The following is an 18,165-nucleotide window of genomic DNA, read 5'->3' on the forward strand; positions in this document are numbered from 1 at the left end:
GCTGGCGGCCGAGGACGGCGTCGAGGTGGTCGGCGAGGCCGGTGACGGCCTGGAGGCGGTCCGGCTGGCGCGGGAACTGCGTCCGGACGTGGTGCTCATGGACATCCGCATGCCGGGCGTGGACGGGTTGGAGGCCACGCGGAGGCTGGCCGGTCCGGGGGTGGAGGACCCGCTCCGGGTGGTCGTGGTGACCACGTTCGACCTCGACGAGTACGTGCACGCGGCGCTCAACGGCGGGGCGGTGGGGTTCCTGCTGAAGGACGCGGGACCGGCCCTGCTGGTGGAGGCGGTTCGGTCCGCCGCCAGGGGTGACGCCCTGGTGTCCCCGAGGATCACCGTCCGGCTGCTGCGGCACTTCTCGGCGGCTCCTCCGGCGGCGGAGGACGGCGGGCTGACCGCGCGGGAACTGGACATCGTGCGGGCGGTCGCGCGGGGGCTGACCAACACCGAGGTGGCCCGGGAACTGTTCGTCACGGTGAGCACGGTCAAGACGCACCTGGCGAGCGTGCAGGCCAAACTGGGGGCGCGCAACCGGGTGGAGGTGGCGGCCTGGGCGTACCGGAACGGGCACGCCGCCTGACGTCCTTCCGGCCCGCCCCGTTCGCCGTGACGCTTCTTGTACCTGTAGCGATACCGGCGCCCCGACCTCGCTACAAGTACAAGATCAGCGCAGTTCAGGCCGCCTGCGCCACACCAGCAACGTTTCCGGCCAGCCCACTGGTACCGGCTGCGGGAGCGACGTCTCACGGCGTCCACTGGTCCCGTTCGCTGAGGAGGACGCGGTGGCCACCCCGACGTCTCCGGTGCCGCGGACGGGCGCGTACCCCCGGGCGCGAAACCCGGTCCCGGGAGCCGGGACTACCAGTTGGCGGGGGCGTAGTCCTTCAGGAAGCATCCGTACAGGTCCTCGCCCAGTTCGCCCCGGACGACGGGGTCGTACACGCGCGCGACCCCGTCCTCCAGGTCCAGCGGCGCGTGGAACCCGGCCGCGGCCAGCCGTTCCTTGTCCGGGTGCGGCCGTTCGTCCGTGATCCAGCCGGTGTCCACGCTGGTCATGAGGATGCCGTCGGACTCCAGCATCTCCTGGGCGCTGGTGCGGGTCAGCATGTTGAGCGCTGCCTTGGCCATATTGGTGTGGGGGTGCCCCGGGCCCTTGTAGCCGCGTCCGAACACCCCCTCCATCGCCGACACGTTCACGATGTAGGTGCGGCGCGCCGGGGACGCGGCCAGGGCCGGACGCAGCCGGTCCACCAGTAGGAACGGCGCACTCACGTTGCACAGCTGCACCTCCAGCATCTCGACGGGGTCGATGCCGCCGATCTGCCGCGTCCAGCTGTTCTCCGACGCGAGGTCGGGGACCAGTCCCCCGGCGTCGATCGCCGTTCCGGTGCGGACCCTCTCCATCGACGCCGAACCCGTGGTCAGCGCCAGCGAGGTGAGCATGCTCGGGGTGAGCGCGTGCGGGGCCGCCACGGCCTCCCCGGCATCGCCGCCGGTCGGGGACTCTCCCAGGGCGCGCGGGCGCACGCCGCCCAGGACCAGCGGTTCGGGGAGCCCCGTGCCCGTGAGCGGTTCGGCCTCGGCCTCGATCAGCGGCCCGTACGACCCCGGCGAACGGCGCACCGTCTGCGCGGCGTTGTTGATGAGGACGTCCAGCGGACCCTGCTCCGCCACCGCGTCGGCCAGCCCCAGCACCTGGGAGGGATCGCGCAGGTCGACGCCCACCACGCGCAACCGGTGCAGCCACTCGTCGCTGTCCGGCATCGCGGCGAACCGGCGCACGGCGTCGTTGGGGAACCGCGTGGTGATGGTGGTGTGCGCGCCGTCCCGCAGCAGCCTGAGGGCGATGTACATGCCGATCTTGGCGCGTCCGCCGGTGAGCAGCGCCCGGCGGCCGGTCAGGTCGGTGCGGGCGTTGCGGCGCTCCCTGTTGAACGCGGCGCACGCCGGGCACAGCTGGTGGTAGAAGGAGTCGACCTCCCGGTACTTCTCCTTGCAGACGTAACAGGGCCTGGCCTTGCGCAGCACGCCCGCGAGGGCGCCACCGCTCCCGCTGGTGAGGGCGCGGCCGTTGGTCTCGTCGTCGATCCGGTCGGGGGCCGCGGTGGCGGTGGCCGCGAGCACGGCCCGGTCGTGGGCCTTGCGGGCCTCCTGGCGTTCCCTGCGGCGGCGCTCCTTGACGTTCTTGAACAGTCCGGCGGTGGCGCGCTGGAGGGCGACCGAGTCCGGGTGGTCGCTGGGCAGCTCCCCCGCGCGGGCGAGCACGTCCATGCACACGGCCAGCCGCTCGGGGTCGATCCCCGGCGCCGCCGTCCCGTGCTCCTCCGGTCGTGTCCGCGCGTCCGTGTCCGTCATCGTCTCCGTCACCGCTCCGCCGCCATCGTCGCGACCGCCCGTCCGTGAAGGGCCCCATGGCCCGATGGCTCCCGACTCGGGGCCATCAGGAACTTTATGCGCACCCCGGAGCACACGGATCACGTCGGGGGGAAGGAGCGCCCGCGCCCGGGTAGGAACCAGGACGGCCGTCTCCCCCACTCCCCTGGAGCCGAACCCATGCCCCACCCCTCCGGTCAGCCGCTCCGCCCCGCCGCCCTCGTCCTGGACGTCCTCGACACCCTCTTCCCCCTCACGCCGCTGGAGTGGCGGTTCCGGGAGGCCGGTGTCCCCCGGGTCCTCATGACCCGTTGGTCGGATCACCTGCTGCGCGACTCGTTCGCCCTGGCGCTGACGGACACCGGCGACTCGGCCGGTCGTTCCTTCGAGGACGTGGTCCGGGGCGCCCTGAGGGACATCACCGGGCACCAGATCGCCCCGCTGGCCGAGGACGCCGTCGTCGAGGGCCTGGCCGAGCTCGACCCCCGCCCCGAGGCGGCCTCCGCGCTGCGCGCCGCCCGCGAGGCCGGGCTGCGGACCGCGACCCTGGGCAACCACGACGACGTCCTGCCCCGGAGGCTGCTGGAACGCGCCGGTCTGCTCCCCCTGGTGGGGGACGTGCTGGCCGCGCGGCCCGCGCGCGGGTGGAAGCCGTCCCCGGACGCCTACCGGGACGCCGCGCGGTCCCTGGGGGTGCCTCCGGACCGGTTGGCCCTGGTCACCGCGCACGGGTGGGACGTCGCCGGGGCGGGGAGCGCGGGGCTGGTGACCGGTTGGTCGTCCCACCTGGAGGGACGCTTCCCGTCGGTCTTCGCCGCGCCGGACGTCTCCGGCCGGGACCTCGCCGAGACGGTGGACGGACTGCTCGCCCTCCCCACCGGGCGCCCCTGACCGGGGCCCACCGTGAGGCGGGAGTCAGGTGAGGTAGAACGGCCCCGGGCGGTCCTCGCGGGCGTAGCCGATCCGGTCGATGATGCGCTCGGGCATGTCCGGCAGGGCGTCCGGCCGGAACCAGCGCACGTCCAGGGTCTCGTCACCGCTCGCGTCGGGCGCACCGCCGACCGGACGGCAGCGGAAGGCCAGGTCGAGGAACTGCACGCGGTCGCCGTTGGGGTAGGTGAAGGGCTCCTGGGCGAGCACGCTGGTGAGCCTCTCCACCTCGACCTCCAGGCCGGTCTCCTCCCACACCTCGCGGACCACGGCGCGGGCGGGCTCCTCCTCCGGCTCCAGGATGCCGCCCGGCGTGGCCCAACGGCCGTCGTCGGCGCGCTGGTGCAGGAGGACGTCGCCCTCCTCTCCGATCACCACCGCGGTCACGCCCACGAGGGGGAGGAGTCCGTGACCGACGTGACGGCGGAGTGCGAGGAGGAAGTCAGGAACGGGCATGGGACCGAGGGTAGTCGCGCCCTCCGTCACACCGGGCGCCCCGCGCGGCCCACCCCGCGACCGCCGCCGGTCACCGGTTCCGGGCGGCGCGCAGCTCGGCGTACTCCTCGGCCAGGATCGACATCAGCACCGCGTCGTGCCACTCGCCGTCCCAGCGCAGGAACCCGCGCCACACGCCCTCCCTCACGAACCCCGACCGGGCGTAGGACTTCTGCGCGTTGGTGTTGAACGCGAACACCTCCAGGGCGACCCGGTGCAGCCCCGCCACGGTGAAGGCGTACTCCAGGACCAGGTCCGTGGCCTCGGTGCCGTACCCCCTCCCGGTGACGGACATGCCGTGGAGCGCGATCCGGTAGCCGACGCTGGCGTTGTCCGGGTCGAGGTCGGTCAGCGCGCACTCGCCCACGGGCGCACCGTCCTCACCGAAGATCACCCAGTCGGCGCGGTCGTGGTGGTCGGGGCGGGTCGCGGCCCAGCGCAGCAGCTCCTCCCTGGTGAACCTGCGGTGGGTACCGGTGAGGCGGCGCACGTCGGGGTCCATGTTCAGGACGGGTTCGACGAAGTGCTCGCCGGTCCTGGCGTCGAGCGGTTCGAGCCGCACCTTCCTCCCGGTGAGGACGGGCTGGTCGCGGAAGACGTCGGGAGGCACCATACCGGGATCCCACCAGGGGCCGGGGGCACGCGCAACCGCTTTTCCGACCGTTCGGGAGCCCGTCGCCTCCACCACCGCGGACGCCCCTCCCCCGCCTTCCGGCCGCCCCGACCTCCCGTTCCCCACCCCGCTCCCCTGTACGATCCGGGCACGGTGTGCCGCGTCGGGCAGGGGGGACCAGGTGTCGGTCGGTTCGGGAACGGTGAGCTTCCAGACGGTCCGGGAGACCAACCTGGGGGTCGTGCTGCGCACGGTCCGCGAGCTCGCGCCCTGCTCACGCGCGGCGGTCGCCTCGGCCACCGGGCTCAACAAGACCACGGTGTCCAGCCTGGTCGCCGACCTCATGGCCCGCGGGCTGGTCCGGGAGACCGGCCGGGCCTCCCAGCCCCGGGTGGGGCGCCCCGGGGTCCTGCTGGCGCTGGACGACTCGTCGATCGCGGCGATCGGCCTGGAGGTCAACGTGGACTACCTGGCGGTGGTCGCCGTGGACCTGCTCCAGCGCGAACTGGTCAGCCGCCACGTCCCCTTCGACGCCCGCTCGGCCGGGGCCGAGGCGTGCGTACGGCACATCGCGCGCACCCTGGGCGACACGATGGCCGACCCCGCTCTGAGCGGTCGCACCGTGGTGGGGGTGAGCGTGGCGGTCCCCGCGCTGATCGACTCCCCGTCGGGGACCGTGACGCACGCGCCCAACCTGGGCTGGCGGAACGTGCCGCTGCGCGACCGCCTGTCGGAGCTGCTGCACGAGGCCGGGGTACGCGGCGTCCCGGTGCAGGTGGACAACGACGCGAACCTGGGCGCGGTGGCCGAGTACCGGGTGGGGTCGTTCGCGGGCACGGCCGACCTGGCCTACCTGACCGGTGAGATCGGCATCGGCGCGGGCCTGCTGGCCGGGGGCGAACTCCTGCGCGGCGCCAGCGGGTTCGCGGGCGAGGTGGGCCACCTGTCGGTGCTCCCGGACGGCCCCGAGTGCGCGTGCGGACGCCGCGGCTGCCTGGAGACGCTGGCGGGGATCGGGGCGATCCTGCGCGAGGCCGTCCCCGACCGGATCCCGGACCACCCCCTCTCGGGCGACGACGTCGCCGCGCTGGTGGAGGCGGCCGTGGAGCGCGCCGGGAGCGGCGACGCCGCCGCCGTGGGCGCGCTCGAACGGGCGGGCACGTGGCTGGGCCGGGGTCTGGCCGCGCTGATCAACGTCACCAACCCGGACCTGGTGGTCCTGGGCGGCTACTTCGTTCCCATGGGCCCGTGGCTGCTGCCGAACTGCCGGGCGGAGGCCGTGGCGAGCGCGTTCGCGCCCGACGCGGGCGGCTGCCGGGTGGAGCTGTCGTCCCTGGGGTTGAGCGCGGCGGCCCGGGGCGGGGCCACCGCGATGATCCACTCACTCGACGCCGGGCTGCTGCCCCTTCCCGGCCCCCGGGACACCGAGGGGCCCGTGGCCTCCCCCGCTCCCGACACCGCCTGACCCCAGCGCGGGCCGAGTACGTCCACGAGGCGGGAGAAGCCGTCGGCCCCGGTCCCCGAGCCGAGGGCGACGACGCCTCCGCCTCCGGGTTCCGGGCCGGGCCCGTCGGGGGACCGCGCGTCCTCGACGGGCCCCGGTGGTCAGTCCCGGGTGAACCCGAGCTCGCCCACGGCCGTGCCCGGACCGTCGAAGACCAGGTACAGGTCGCGGAGCCCTCCGAGGCCCGGTGCGCTCCCCGCCCCCGCGCCGCCGACGGCGGCGCGGGCCTCGGTGAAGTCGTAACGGTCCTTGCCCGCCGGGACGTCGACGACGGCGACGGTCGGCCCGTCGGGGCCGTCCAGGCACAGCCGCAGGGTGCGGGCGTGCTCGGAGTTCACCGTCACGCGCACCCCGGTGACCCCGTCGCCGAGGTCCACGTCGTGGAAGGCCGCCCACGCGCCGCCCTCCCCCGAACGCACCGCGTCGCCCCGCTCCGGGGTGAGCGGGCACAGCGACGTGCCCCGCGCGTCGTCGTACCCCGCGGCCGACCACGGGGTGAGCCCGTCGCGTGGCGGGATGGCCTCGCCGGGCACGTCCAGCGCCGCGGTCGCGCGGATGTCGGTCGCCGAACGCCCGACGAGCACCTCTCGGGGCGCGTCCTCCACCACGAAGCGGTCGCGGGTGGTGTCCCACAGGGCGAGCCGGTCCACGTCGAACGACACCGTGGCCACGGCACCGCGCCCCGGCTCCACCCGCACCCGCGTGAAACCGCGCAGCGCACGCAGCGGCGTCCGCACCCGCGAGGCCAGCTGGCGGGTGTACACCTGCACCACCTCGTCGGCGGTCCGCGTGCCCGTGTTGGCGACCATGACGGTGACGGTGACCCGGCCGTCCTCCACGGTGACCACGGGTGACGCGTACTCCACGGACGTGTAGCCGAGGCCGTGACCGAAGGGGTAGAGCGGCTCCCCCTCGAAGTACAGGTAGGTGCCGCGCGCGGAGATGATGTCGTAGTCGAGCATCCCGGGCAGGTCGTCGGCGGACCGGTACCACGTCTGCGTCAGCCGACCGGCGGGCTCGGCGTCGCCGAAGAGCACGTCGGCGAGCGCGTGGCCGTACTCCTGACCGCCGTGCGCCGACCACAGGATGGCGGGGACGTGCTCGTCGGCCCACGTGATCCCGAAGGGGTATCCGCTGCTGAGCACCAGGACCGTGGCGGGGTTGGCCCCGCGCACGGCGCGCAGCACCCGTTCCTGGGCGGCGGGCAGGTCCAGGTCGGTCCGGTCCTCGGTCTCGCGCCCGTTGACCATGGGGTGGTCGCCCAGGACGACGACCGCGACGTCGGCGGTGGAGGCGACCCGCGCGGCCTCCTCCGCCCCCGAGCCGATCCCGTCGACGGCGAACGCGAGGGCCTCGTCCGCGTCCCCGGTCAGGCGCAGGACGCCGTCGCCCGCACCGACGTGGCGGCCGGTGTGGACCTGCGTGAGCCGGACGCGCCCGTCCCCGGCCTCCTCCATGCGGAAGGTCTGGCGGACCTCCCAGGTGCCGGGACCGGGCGCGGTGCAGACCAGGGTTCCGCCGGGCCCCTCGTCGACGTACCTCCCCGTCCGCGCCGAGCGCAGGGCGTACGCTCCGCCGCCCCAGTCCAGGAGGTCGAAGTCCGCTCCCTCCGTCGGCTCCGCGCCCTCCGCGTGCGTGTGCCGGTGGAGGACCCCGTCCGCGCTCCTGCGCGTTCCGTGCGCGCCGCGGCCCGCCAGGCGGAGCGGGGTTCCGTCACCGGGGTCCACGACGGTGCCGTGGCCGAACGTCTCCAGCCGCACCCGGTCGACGGCCTCGCGGAACACCGTCTCGACGCGCTCGGCGATCCCGGCGCGTGCGGTGACGGCGTAGGGGAGCGTTCCGCTGTACCAGTCCTCCAGCACGGTGTCGCCGAGCTGGCCGATGACCGCGACACGGCGCACGTCGCGCAGCGGAAGCGTTCCCTCGTTGCGGAGCAGGACGATCGAGCGGGTGGCCGCCTCGCGTGCCAGCGCCCGGTGCTCCGGGGTGTCCAGGGCGCCTCCTGCCTCCGCGTCCCCGGCCCCGCCCCCGGGCTCGGGGTCGAACTCGCCCAGCCGGAGCCGCACCGACAGTACGTGCCGCGCGGCGCGGTCGATGTCGGCCTCGGTGATCAGTCCCCGACGGAGCGCCTCGCGCACGTGCCCGAGGGTGGCCTCGGTGCGGTCGTCGTCCTGGGTGAAGCTGTCGAGCCCGGCCCGGATCGCGTGCGCGTAGGCGGTGGGCAGGTCGGGGTGGAAGTGCTGGAACTCCACGAGGTTGGCGGGCGCGTAGGCGTCGCTGACCACCAGCAGGTGGTCGGGCGCGGCCCGGCGCAGCACCTCCCCGATCAGCGGGCTCAGGTGCGCGGGCCGCCCGTTGACCAGGTTGTAGGAGGGCATGACCGCCATGGCCGCCCCGTCGGACAGGGCCGGCAGGAAGGCCTCCAGCTCGTACTCGCGCAGGACCCTCGGGGGCATGTCGCTGGAGGTCTCGCAGCGGCCCTCCTCGTTGTTGTAGGCGAGGAAGTGCTTGAGGGTCGGCGCGACGCGCGGCGCGTCGCCGTCACCGGCCAGCCCCCGGGCGTAGGCGGCGCCCAGGATCCCGGTCAGCCACGCGTCCTCGGAGTACCCCTCCTCGTTGCGTCCCCACCGGGGATCGCGCAGCGGGTTGACCACGGGCGCCCAGACGTTGCGCGAGGCCCCCGCGTCCAGCCGGGCGAGTACCTCGTCTGCGGTGGCACGGCCGACGCGGCGGAGCAGGTCGGGGTCCCAGGTGCTGGCCAGGCCGACGGCCTGCGGGTGGACGGTGGCCGGTCCGAGCCAGGCCAGTCCGTGCAGCGCCTCGCAGCCGGTGCGGAAGGGGCCGATGCCGAGGCGTTCGACGGGCGCCTGGTGCTGGTGCAGCAGCCCGATCCTCTCCTCGACGGTGAGGCGGGAGAGCAGATCGTCCAGTCGCCGTTCGCCCGGCAGGTCGGGGTCCCGGTAGGGCGGCGGGTGCGGCTGGTTCGTCATGGGGGGTGTCCGCCTCTCGTCTGCGGGGGTATTGTCCTTCGAAATCGAACCGCTTCGACTTCGATACCTGAGGACCTTGTGCGCCACTTCACAGTGGAGTAATTTGTTTGTCTAAACGGCCAACTAATTCATAGCAAAATGGCCCTTCGTTTCCTACCCCCCTGGGCTGCGTGCCTGCTCAACCGAAGGAACGACGCTATGCTCCCCAACCCCCAGCGCCCGTTCACCAGTCGACGCCGCTTCCTCGGCGTGGTGGGCGCCTCCACCGCGGCGGCCCTCACCGCGGGTACCCTCTCCGGCTGCGGATCGGGGTCGAACGCCGGCGAAGGGTCCGCATCCTCCGCCGGTTCGCTGGACGACCTGATCCCCACACACGTCCCGTTCGACGGAGTCACCCCCGACATCGAGGGCCAGCACGGCGCCCCGGACGGGTTCACCTCCTACCCCCGGGAGTTCATCCGGGCCGTGCCCGAGGCCCCCGGCAACGGCGGGCACTACACGGCGATGACCCCCCTGTGGGGACCGATTCCGCCCGGCCTGGGCGAGAACTCCTTCTTCGACTACGTCAACGGGCGCCTCGGCGCCACGGTCGAGTTCAACTTCCAGGACGGCAACACGGTCATCGACAAGATGAACGCGGTGATCGCCGGGCGCGACGTCGCCGACATCACGATGATCCCCGACTGGACCATCAACCTGATCCCGCAGTTCAGCCGGGCCGTCGGCGAGCTCTTCGAGGACCTGACGCCCCACCTGGCCGGTGACGCGGCGCGGGCCTACCCCCTGCTCGCCAACCTGGAGAGCGACGCATGGCGCTGGAACGTCTTCAACCAGAAGCTCCACGGCGTGCCCTGGCCCTCCGAGCCCTTCGGCAACTGGGTGCTGTTCCGGCGGGACCTCCTCGTCGACGAGTACGGCCTGGAGGCGCCCACCAGCCCCGACGACCTGTTCGCGATCGGCGAGGAGGTCAACGACCCCGACAACAACCGCTGGGCGTTCGGCGACTTCAACCTCAGCATGCGCCAGATCTTCGGCGCGCCCAAGCAGTGGCGCTACGAGGGCGGCGAGCTCATCCACATGTTCGAGACCGAGGAGTGGAGGGCCAGCATCGAGTACATGCGCAAGGTGTTCGACGCCGGGCTCGTCCACCCCGACATCGTCGCCCAGGGCGACAACGCCAAGGAGCTGCTCAACTCCGGGCAGATCGTGTTCAACCAGGACGGCATCGGCGCCTGGCACGAGGCCTACATGCAGATGCTCGGCGACAACCCGGACTTCCGCCTGGACCTGATGCCGGTCTTCGGCGCCAACGGAGCCGACCCGGTCATGCACCGCAGCGACCCCTCCTCCCAGTCCGTGTTCGTGCGCAAGGGCCTGGAGCAGGAGCAGATCGAGGAGATCCTCGGCATCATCAACTACTGCGCCGCGCCGTTCGGGACGCAGGAGTACATGGACTACCGCTACGGCGAGGAGGGCGTCCACCACGAGCTCAACGAGGACGGCGCCCCGCAGCTCACCGAACTGGGCAACAACGAGGTCAACGACGGCTACTACTTCGTCAGCGGCCGCCCCCAGGCGGTCACCGAGAGCCAGTACCCGGACTTCGTGCGGTGGAAGTGCGACTGGTACAACCACGCCGCCCAGTTCACCGGTGACGACCCGTTCGCGGGTATCCGCATCCAGCGCCCCGAGCGCTTCTCCGCGGCCGAGACCCCCCTGACCGACAGGGTGGAGGACATCATCCGGGGCCGCGAGGACCTCAGCGCCCTGGACCAGGTCGTCGAGAACTGGCGCCGCGACGGCGGCGACGAGGGCCGCGAGTTCTACATGGGCGTCCTCCAGGAGCACGGACGTGACTGAGCGGACCCTGACCAAGGGCGGGTCGTCGTCCCCGGCCACCGCGTCCCGTCGGCGCGGTGGTCGGGGACGGCCCCCGACCGTCCCCGACCACCGTGGCGGGAACGGCGTCCCGAGGAGGTCCGGCCCCCCGTTCCGGGCCCGGCTGCGCCGCGACTGGCAGCTGCTGCTGATGACGCTCCCGGCGATCGGCCTGCTGGCGGTGTTCCACTACACGCCGACCCTCGGCAACATCATCGCCTTCCAGGACTACAACCCCTGGGACGGCATCTGGGGCAGCCCGTGGGTGGGGTTCGCCCACTTCGAGCGGCTGTTCACCGACCCCCGTTTCTGGAACGCGGCGAGCAACACCCTGATCATCGCCGCCGTCCAGCTGGTGTTCTTCTTCCCCATCCCGATCGCCCTGGCCATCCTGCTGGACAGCGTGCTCAGCCCGCGGTTGCGGATGGTGCTCCAGAGCATCGTGTACATGCCGCACTTCTTCTCGTGGGTCCTGGTCGTCACCCTGTTCCAGCAGATCCTGGGCGGAGCCGGACTGTTCTCGCAGATCCTGCGGCAGAACGGGTACGCGCCGCTGGACGTCATGACCGACCCCGACGCGTTCCTGTTCGTGGTCACCTCCCAGATGATCTGGAAGGACGCCGGGTGGGGCACGATCATCTTCCTCGCGGCGCTGGCGGCCGTGAACCAGAACCTCTACGAGTCCGCGGCCGTGGACGGCGCCGGTCGCTGGCGGCGGATGTGGCACATCACCCTGCCGGGTCTGCGGCCGGTGATCATCCTGCTGCTCATCCTCAAGATCGGCGACATCCTCAACGTCGGGTTCGAGCAGTTCTACCTGCAACGCGACGCGTTCGGGTCGAGCGTGTCCGAGGTGCTGGACACCTACATCTACCACCAGACCCTGGTGACGGGGAACTTCAGCGCGGGAGCGGTCGCGGGCCTGGTCAAGGGCGTGGTCGGGCTGATCCTGATCATCCTGGCCAACAAGCTGGCCCACAAGATGGGCGAACACGGAGTGTACCGACGAGCATGAGCACACTGTTCAAGGACCGTCCCGTGTGGGCGGAGCGCCCGAGCCTCCCCGCGCGCGCCGGGAAGAACACCGCCCTGGCCGCCATCGCGGTCGTCATCATCTTTCCGCTCTACGTCGTGATCCTGACCAGCCTGTCCCCCGCCTCGGCGGTGAACAGCGCGGGCGGCCTCGTACTGGTCCCGCAGGGGATCTCCCTCCAGGCCTACGCCGACCTGTTCAGCGGCGGCGTGGTGACCCGGGCCGTCCTGGTCAGCCTGGGGGTCACGGCGGTGGGAACGCTGGTCAGCCTGGTGGCGACCATCCTCGCCGCCTACGGTCTGTCCCAGCCGGGATCGCTGTGGCACCGGCCACTGCTGTTCGGGGTGCTGCTGACCTTCCTGTTCGCGCCCGGGATGATCCCGCTGTACCTGCTGGTCAGCAACCTCGGCCTGATCGACAGCTACTGGTCGCTGATCCTGCCGACGGCGGTGAACGCGTTCAACCTGGTGGTGATGCGGGCGTTCTTCATGAACCTGCCCAAGGAGATCGGCGACAGCGCCCGCGTGGACGGGGCGAGCGAGTGGACCATCCTGACCCGGCTGGTCCTGCCCATGTCCAAGGGGGTCACCGCGGTCGTCGGCCTGTTCTACGCGGTGGGCTACTGGAACGCCTTCTTCAACGCCATCCTCTACATCAACGACAACTCCAAGTGGCCGCTGCAACTGATCCTGCGCCAGTACGTGCAGCAGGGCCAGCAGCTCAGTTCGAGTTCGGTGATCGGCGACGCGGTGCAGGGAGGCACCGCGTCGGCGCCCAACCTGGCCATCCAGATGGCCATCGTGGTGGTGGCGCTGGTACCGGTCACGTTCATCTACCCGCTGGTCCAGAAGCACTTCACCAAGGGCGTCATCATCGGCGCCGTGAAGGGTTAGCGGTACCGCGCCCGGCCCACGAACCCTCCCCGATCGCCCGCGCCCCCGGGTTCCCCCTCCTCCGGGAACCCGGGGGCGCGGGTGCGCCGGATACCGGAGAACAGGCCCGGTCAGAAATCCTGTTCGTAGATATCCCTGCGGTCTCCGACGGCAATGACCCAGACCCACACGATCGGTTGCCCGTCATCGTCCTTATCCAGGGTGTAGACGGCACGGTAGTCGCCGACACGAAGTCGCCAACGGCCCTGATGGCCAGTGAGGCACTTGGTGTCGAAGCCGCTGGTGTCGCCGATGTCGAGTGCCTGTTGGAGTTCAGAAAGACGGCGCAGGATCCTGACCGCTTCCTTGCGGGGAATCCTGCGCATCCGACGCTGGGCGGCAGTGGTGAAACGGGTGATGTGCCGATTCACTCCTCCCCCCGGGCCAACTCCCGGGCCATCTCCTCCAGGGAGACGGACCCCTCTCGCCCTTCCTCCTCGGCCTCGTCCGCGAGGCGATTGAGCCACGCGTCCTCCGCTGCCTGCTCCACTTCAAGCAGGCGCTGGTACTCCTCGGCGTCGAGGAGGACAGCAGTCGTCCTACCCCGTTGCGTGATGAAGGTCGGGGTGTGGTCATGACGTGCGCGGTCGATGGTGCTGGCGAGGTGTCGTCTCACTTCGGACATGGTCGCGGTCACCGGCTCGTTCATGCAACCAGTGTACTGGATGTACACCTGTTGTTGGATGGAGACAATCCGTGCGCTATCGGAGTATGGGCGGAGGGCCGGGAACCGCTCTTCCGGTCCCCGGCCCTCCCGTGTGCCCGGGGCGTCAGCCGCAGGCCACGCCGTTCACCGTCAGCCCGGTCACCTCCCCGGGCTCGCCGTCGACGACGCCGGTGAAGCCGAACAGCACCGAGTCGCCGGGAGCGACCCGCCCGTTCCACCCGACGTCGGTGACCCGCACGGAGGTCCCGTCCTGGACGTGGTCACCGCTCCACAGACTGGTGATCTCCTCGCCGTTGGCGAACTCCCAGCCGACCTCCCAGCCGTCCAGGGTCTCGTCGCCGGTGTTGGTGACCGTCACCCCGGCCTGGAACCCGCCGGTCCAGGTGTTGGTGACCTCGTACTCGACCCCGCAGTCGCCCGGTTCCGGAGAGGGCTCGGGGTCGGGCGAGGGCTCCGGGTCCGGGGACGGCTCGGGAGACGGTTCCGGCTCCGGGGACGGTTCCGGGTCGGGCTCGCCGCCCCCGTCCGCCAGGTCGCCGTAGAGGATGCCGCGTCCGTTCGTACCGACGTAGACCCGCCCGTAGACGTTCGGGTCACCCGTGATGGCCGCTCCCGTCCAGGCCCACTGGTGCTGGTCGTCGTTGATCCGCACCCAGGTCCCACCCGCGTCGTCGGAGCGGAAGATCCCGCGCACGCCGTCGATCCGCGAACTGGTGTACACCGCCGGGTAGTCGGCACCGGGCGCGGGCGCGCCGAAGCCGATCGAGTCGCCCTCGTCCACCGCCTCGATCCGCTCGAAGGTGGCCCCGGCGTCCGTGGTCCGCCACATGCCGTAGTGGTCCCCGGTGCCTCCGGCGACCCACACGTCACCGCTGTGGCCGGGCACCGCGCCGAAGCGGATGTTGCCCTCGGCCGGAAGCCCGTCGAAGCGCGCCGCGAAGGTGGCCCCGCCGTCGGTGCTGGTGTAGAACGTGCCGCCCGCGACGGCGTAGAACACGTCCGGGTCCACCCGGTCGGCCTGCACACGCGCGCCCTCCGGAACGCCGGTGGAGGCGGTCCACGAGGAACCCAGGGTGGTGGAGACGTGCACCCCGGTGCCCTCGGGGCTCCACACGACGGACGAGCCGTCGGCGTTCACCGCGACCGTCCCGCCGCCGGTCACCCCGCCGGGCTCCTGCCCGGCCCACCAGCTGTCACCGCCGTCGGTGGACAGGCCGATGGCGGCCTCCTCGTCGCTGCCGCCGACCCTCACGATGGTCGCGGGCTCCAGCTCGGCGAAGTCCAGGCTGCTCCCGTGACCCCAGTAGGGCTGTTGGTACATCTGTTCGGGAGCGGTGTCCAGGTCCTCGTGGGTGAAGCCGCCGACGTCGAGCAGCGCCGAGTGCAGGGGAGCGCCCTCGGGCGGACTGATCAGGTCGTTGACGGCCGTCTCCTCCAGGCCCCGCGCCTTCACCTCGATGTCGAACGTGGTGTCGGAGTCCCAGTTGGTGAGGTTGTCGCTGCCGTAGATGGTGGCGCCCGTGCCGTACATGAAGCGGTCGGAGTCGAACGGGTCGATCGCCATCGCCTGGGTCATCCAGCCGAGTTTGGGCTGTGTCTCCGGGGGCGTTCCGGTGCCGCCGAAGTCCAACCAGGGCGCGGCCGAGATGTCCATCTCGTAGCGCGTGGTGCGCTCGGGGTAGGCGCCCCAGTCCCACGCCTGGGTCCAGGTCTCGCCGCGGTCGGTGCTGCGGTAGATCTGGATGTCGGGCCACCAGGAGATCTGGGTGGCGACCATCAGGGTGTCCGGGTTCTGCCGGTCGATGGTCAGACCGCCGTAGCCGAAGTAGTTGTCCTCGGAGGTGGAGGGGACGGGACTGACGTTGGTCCACTCCCCCGTGTCCAGGTCCATGCGCCACACGTCGCCGGACTCGCCGTCGTAGGGTCCCGGGGTACTGGTGGTGGCCATGTAGAGCTGGCCGCCCTCGTGGTCGACGACCGAGTGCGCGGGCAGGTGGCCCGTGGGCGCGCCGGGGACGGGTTCCCAGGTCTGGCCGCCGTCCTGGCTGCGGTAGACCGGGTCCTCCAGGTCGGCGACGCCGACGTAGACGTCCTGTGTGGCCGAACCGTCCTCACCGCTGCGGGGATCGAAGTCCACCCAGGTCACACCGGTGATGTCGGACATCATGCCGGTCTCGTCGCTCGGGTCCTGGACGTAGTCGCCGGGGTTGGGGAACGCCTCGACCTCGGACCAGGTGGCGCCGTGGTCGGTGCTGCGCCACAGGCCGTGGCCGCCACGCGCGCCGAAGTAGACGATGCTGTTGTCGTTGGGGTCGACGGACAGGCGCTCACCGAGGCCGCGGCCGGGCATGTTGCCGCCGAGTTTGAAGGGCAGCTCGGTGACCTCCCATGTCTCGCCCCGGTCGTCGGAGCGCAGGATGGCGCCGTTGTTGGGGTCCCAGTCGTTGGTGTAGGTGCCGACGGCCGCGTACACGCGGTCGGGGTCGACCGGGTCGGTGGCGATGCTGACCACACCCGTGTGACCCCAGTCGTCCCAGCCGACCCAGTCCAGCAGCGGGATCCAGCGCTCGGTGTCGGGGTTCCAGCGGTAGGCGCCGCCGATGTCGGTGCGGGCGTAGGCGAGGCCGGGTTCGGTCTGGTTGAAGACGATTCCGGGGACGAAGCCGCCCCCGACGATCTCGACGTTGTCCCATGTGTAGTCGTCCTGCGCGACGACGGGTTCGGCTGGCGCCGCGCTGGCCGTCGCGGTGACGGCGAGGGTGGACGCGGCGAGCGCGGTGGCTGCCGCGAAGGCGAGCACTGGCAGTCCCCGTCCGGGGGGCCGGTGCTGTTCGGGAGGCATGTGCGGGCTCCTTGGGGGAATCGGGGGGTAGGACCGCCCCGGGAAATCCGGCCCCGGGGCGGACGCGAATTCCCCATTAGTTTGGATAGCCGACTAACCGGCGGCAAGGGGTGTTGCCCCAGAATTTTCGAAGCGCTTCGACTACTTACGAGTAACCACCGGGAAACGCAGGGACACGGCCCTGTCCGGCCCCAGGGCGACCCGCCGCCGGACACCGTCCGGGGGGACGACCACCGTCTCCCGGGGCTCCAGCGACCGCAGCCGCGCCGACGCCCGCCCGCCGGACCACTCCAGAAGGTCCACGACGACACCGCCGCGTGCCCGCAGTCCCTCCACCCGGCCGGAGGACCACTCCCGGGGCAGGGCGGGCAGCAGGCGCAGGTACCCCTCGGCGGACCCGGCCAGCATGGCCGCCACGACCGCGGGGAAGCCGCCGCCGATGTCCACGTTGAACAGGCTGCCCCGGTTGTGGGTCGGTACCAGGGTGGGTCGCCAGTACCGGGTGGCCAGCAGCGACAGGGCCTCGTGCGCTTCGGCCGCCAGGCCCAGGTTCGCCGCCGCCAGCCCCAGCTGGACCAGGCCGAAGGCCATCTCGTCGGCCTCCTGGCCGCGCCACCAGCCCAGTCGGGCGCGGACGGCGGCGACCGCGGCCGCGCGCAGCCGGGGCGAGGCGAGGGCGGGGTCGGTCTCGTACCAGAGCGGATACAGGTGGGAGGCGTGCCGGTGCGCGTGCCGCTCGGTCTGTCCGACCGGTCCGGCCGGGCCCGCCCACTCGGCGAGTTCACCGCCCGCGGCGATCCGGTAACCGGGCAGCCGCGCCCCCAGACGGGTCCAGCGGCGGGCGCCGGGTTCGCCCAGGGCGTGGTGCGTCCGCACCAGGTTGCGCACGAGGTCGCGCACGACCGCGACGTCCATGGTGGCGTTGACCGCGGCCTGCCCGTCGCCGTCGCCGGGGGTGTTCTCCGGCGAGTAGGAGGGGGAGAAACCCTCCTCGGTGAGGAAGTCCTCGTGGAACTCCGCCGCCGCGGTGAGGAAGGGCAGCGCCCGTTCGCGCAGGAAGGCCCGGTCGCGGGTGTGGGAGTAGTGGTCCCAGTACAGGCGGGCCGCCCACGCCGCGCCCGCCGTCCAGCAGGTCAGGCACCACTCGGGGCCGAAGTGGTTGTGCCGACCGGAGGTGGAGGCGTGCGCGGGCAGCAGGATCCCCCGGCAGCCGTGGAGGCGCCGGGCGTTCTCGGCCAGGTCGTCGGCCATACCGTCCAGGAGGTCGAACAGGCCGGTCATCAGCTCGGGCGTGCCAGTCGGGTGCAGGGCCGCCACGGCGGAGGGCAGGTTGCCGTCGAAGGTGTACCCCGAGCGCCACGGGGGGTCGTAGGTGCCGCTCCACACCCCCTGGAGGGTGGGCGGCAGGTCGCCGCAGCTGGAGATGATCGCGTACCGCCCGGCGTCGACCAGGCGGGCGACGAGTCCGGGGGCGGGCCCGGCCGCCAGCAGGTCCTCACCGAGCACCGTGTCCGTGGCCCGTCCGGGCTCCCCGTCCAGGTCCAGCCGGAACCGGGACATGAGGTCGCCGTGCGCGGCACGGTGGCGTTCGAGCATCCCGTCGAGGTCGGGGGACCCGGCCACACGGTGGTGCCCCGCCGCGGACGCCGGTTCCCCGGCCCCGGACGCCGGTTCCCCGGATCCGGGCCGCGACTCGCCGTCCCCGTCCACCCGCACGCGCGCCACGAGACGGACGCGCCGGACGCTCCGCAGGTCCAACCCCTCACCGGCCGGACCGACCCGCCCGCCCTCGGCGGTGACGGCGCAGGTCACCGTGTACCCGGACAGGGTGCCGGGCGGGCGCTCGGGGAAGTCGGCGCGCAGGGTCAGCAGGTCCGGGGCGGCCTCGGCGGCCACCGCCGTCGGGAC

General features: G+C 72.2%; 14 protein-coding genes. 6 read left to right on the forward strand and 8 right to left on the reverse strand.

Translation table 11 applies throughout. The annotated features are described in order from the left end of the window. Window position 1 precedes the first annotated feature (1 nt). On the forward strand, window positions 2–580 hold the full coding sequence (locus D455_RS0103885) for a response regulator (protein ID WP_083922126.1): 579 nt from the start codon (window positions 2–4) through the stop codon (window positions 578–580). Window positions 581–858: 278 nt separating this feature from the next. Here D455_RS0103885 and D455_RS0103890 read toward each other — a convergent pair whose 3' ends face one another. Next, entirely contained in the window at window positions 859–2,355 is a 1,497-nt protein-coding gene (locus D455_RS0103890) for an SDR family oxidoreductase (RefSeq protein ID WP_017569458.1), read from the reverse strand. 198 nt (window positions 2,356–2,553) lie between these two features. Here D455_RS0103890 and D455_RS0103895 point away from each other — a divergent pair, with 198 nt between their 5' ends. Beyond that, a complete protein-coding gene (locus D455_RS0103895; protein WP_017569459.1) occupies window positions 2,554–3,264 on the forward strand; it encodes an HAD family hydrolase in 711 nt (236 codons plus the stop codon). Window positions 3,265–3,288: 24 nt separating this feature from the next. Here D455_RS0103895 and D455_RS0103900 read toward each other — a convergent pair whose 3' ends face one another. Together D455_RS0103900 and D455_RS0103905 are read right to left on the reverse strand one after the other, a co-directional pair. Then, window positions 3,289–3,759 (reverse strand): NUDIX hydrolase, encoded by a 471-nt coding sequence (locus D455_RS0103900; RefSeq protein WP_017569460.1) that lies wholly within the window; start codon window positions 3,757–3,759, stop codon window positions 3,289–3,291. A gap of 70 nt (window positions 3,760–3,829) precedes the next feature. Continuing rightward, window positions 3,830–4,411, reverse strand: coding sequence for a GNAT family N-acetyltransferase (locus D455_RS0103905; RefSeq protein ID WP_017569461.1), 582 nt, complete (start codon window positions 4,409–4,411; stop codon window positions 3,830–3,832). A 181-nt stretch (window positions 4,412–4,592) separates the two neighbouring features. Here D455_RS0103905 and D455_RS0103910 point away from each other — a divergent pair, with 181 nt between their 5' ends. Next, entirely contained in the window at window positions 4,593–5,876 is a 1,284-nt protein-coding gene (locus tag D455_RS0103910) for an ROK family transcriptional regulator (RefSeq protein ID WP_017569462.1), read from the forward strand. A gap of 140 nt (window positions 5,877–6,016) precedes the next feature. On the opposite strand, the gene D455_RS0103915 is transcribed toward D455_RS0103910, so the two are convergent. Next, complete coding sequence (locus D455_RS0103915; RefSeq protein WP_017569463.1) at window positions 6,017–8,905, reverse strand: glycoside hydrolase family 3 C-terminal domain-containing protein; 2,889 nt, start codon at window positions 8,903–8,905, stop codon at window positions 6,017–6,019. Window positions 8,906–9,103: 198 nt separating this feature from the next. On the opposite strand from D455_RS0103915, the gene D455_RS0103920 reads away from it, so the two are divergent. Genes D455_RS0103920 through D455_RS0103930 form a run of 3 tightly spaced genes read left to right on the forward strand, consistent with a single transcriptional unit; the run spans window position 9,104 to window position 12,709 of the window. Next, a complete protein-coding gene (locus tag D455_RS0103920; RefSeq protein WP_017569464.1) occupies window positions 9,104–10,765 on the forward strand; it encodes an extracellular solute-binding protein in 1,662 nt (553 codons plus the stop codon). Continuing rightward, complete coding sequence (locus D455_RS0103925; protein WP_017569465.1) at window positions 10,758–11,798, forward strand: ABC transporter permease; 1,041 nt, start codon at window positions 10,758–10,760, stop codon at window positions 11,796–11,798. The genes D455_RS0103920 and D455_RS0103925 overlap by 8 nt, the downstream gene beginning before the upstream one ends. Beyond that, the gene (locus D455_RS0103930; protein WP_017569466.1) at window positions 11,795–12,709 is read left to right on the forward strand and encodes a carbohydrate ABC transporter permease; all 915 of its coding nucleotides are present in this window, start codon (window positions 11,795–11,797) and stop codon (window positions 12,707–12,709) included. The genes D455_RS0103925 and D455_RS0103930 overlap by 4 nt, the downstream gene beginning before the upstream one ends. Window positions 12,710–12,819: 110 nt before the next feature. Here D455_RS0103930 and D455_RS0103935 read toward each other — a convergent pair whose 3' ends face one another. The 4 genes from D455_RS0103935 to D455_RS29115 all read right to left on the reverse strand — a co-directional run. Continuing rightward, window positions 12,820–13,119, reverse strand: a complete 300-nt coding sequence (locus D455_RS0103935) for a type II toxin-antitoxin system RelE family toxin (protein ID WP_017569467.1) — start codon at window positions 13,117–13,119, stop codon at window positions 12,820–12,822. Next, the gene (locus D455_RS0103940; RefSeq protein WP_083922128.1) at window positions 13,116–13,397 is read right to left on the reverse strand and encodes a type II toxin-antitoxin system Phd/YefM family antitoxin; all 282 of its coding nucleotides are present in this window, start codon (window positions 13,395–13,397) and stop codon (window positions 13,116–13,118) included. Before D455_RS0103940 ends, D455_RS0103935 begins: the two co-directional genes overlap by 4 nt. A gap of 121 nt (window positions 13,398–13,518) precedes the next feature. Next, the gene (locus tag D455_RS0103945; protein ID WP_026122290.1) at window positions 13,519–16,257 is read right to left on the reverse strand and encodes a cellulose binding domain-containing protein; all 2,739 of its coding nucleotides are present in this window, start codon (window positions 16,255–16,257) and stop codon (window positions 13,519–13,521) included. A 141-nt stretch (window positions 16,258–16,398) separates the two neighbouring features. After that, a partial coding sequence (locus tag D455_RS29115; protein WP_017569470.1) for a glycosyl hydrolase family 95 catalytic domain-containing protein occupies window positions 16,399–18,165 on the reverse strand: 1,767 nt, incomplete at its 5' end.

It is taken from the genome of Nocardiopsis halotolerans DSM 44410, from assembly GCF_000341065.1.
Classification (GTDB): domain Bacteria; phylum Actinomycetota; class Actinomycetes; order Streptosporangiales; family Streptosporangiaceae; genus Nocardiopsis; species Nocardiopsis halotolerans.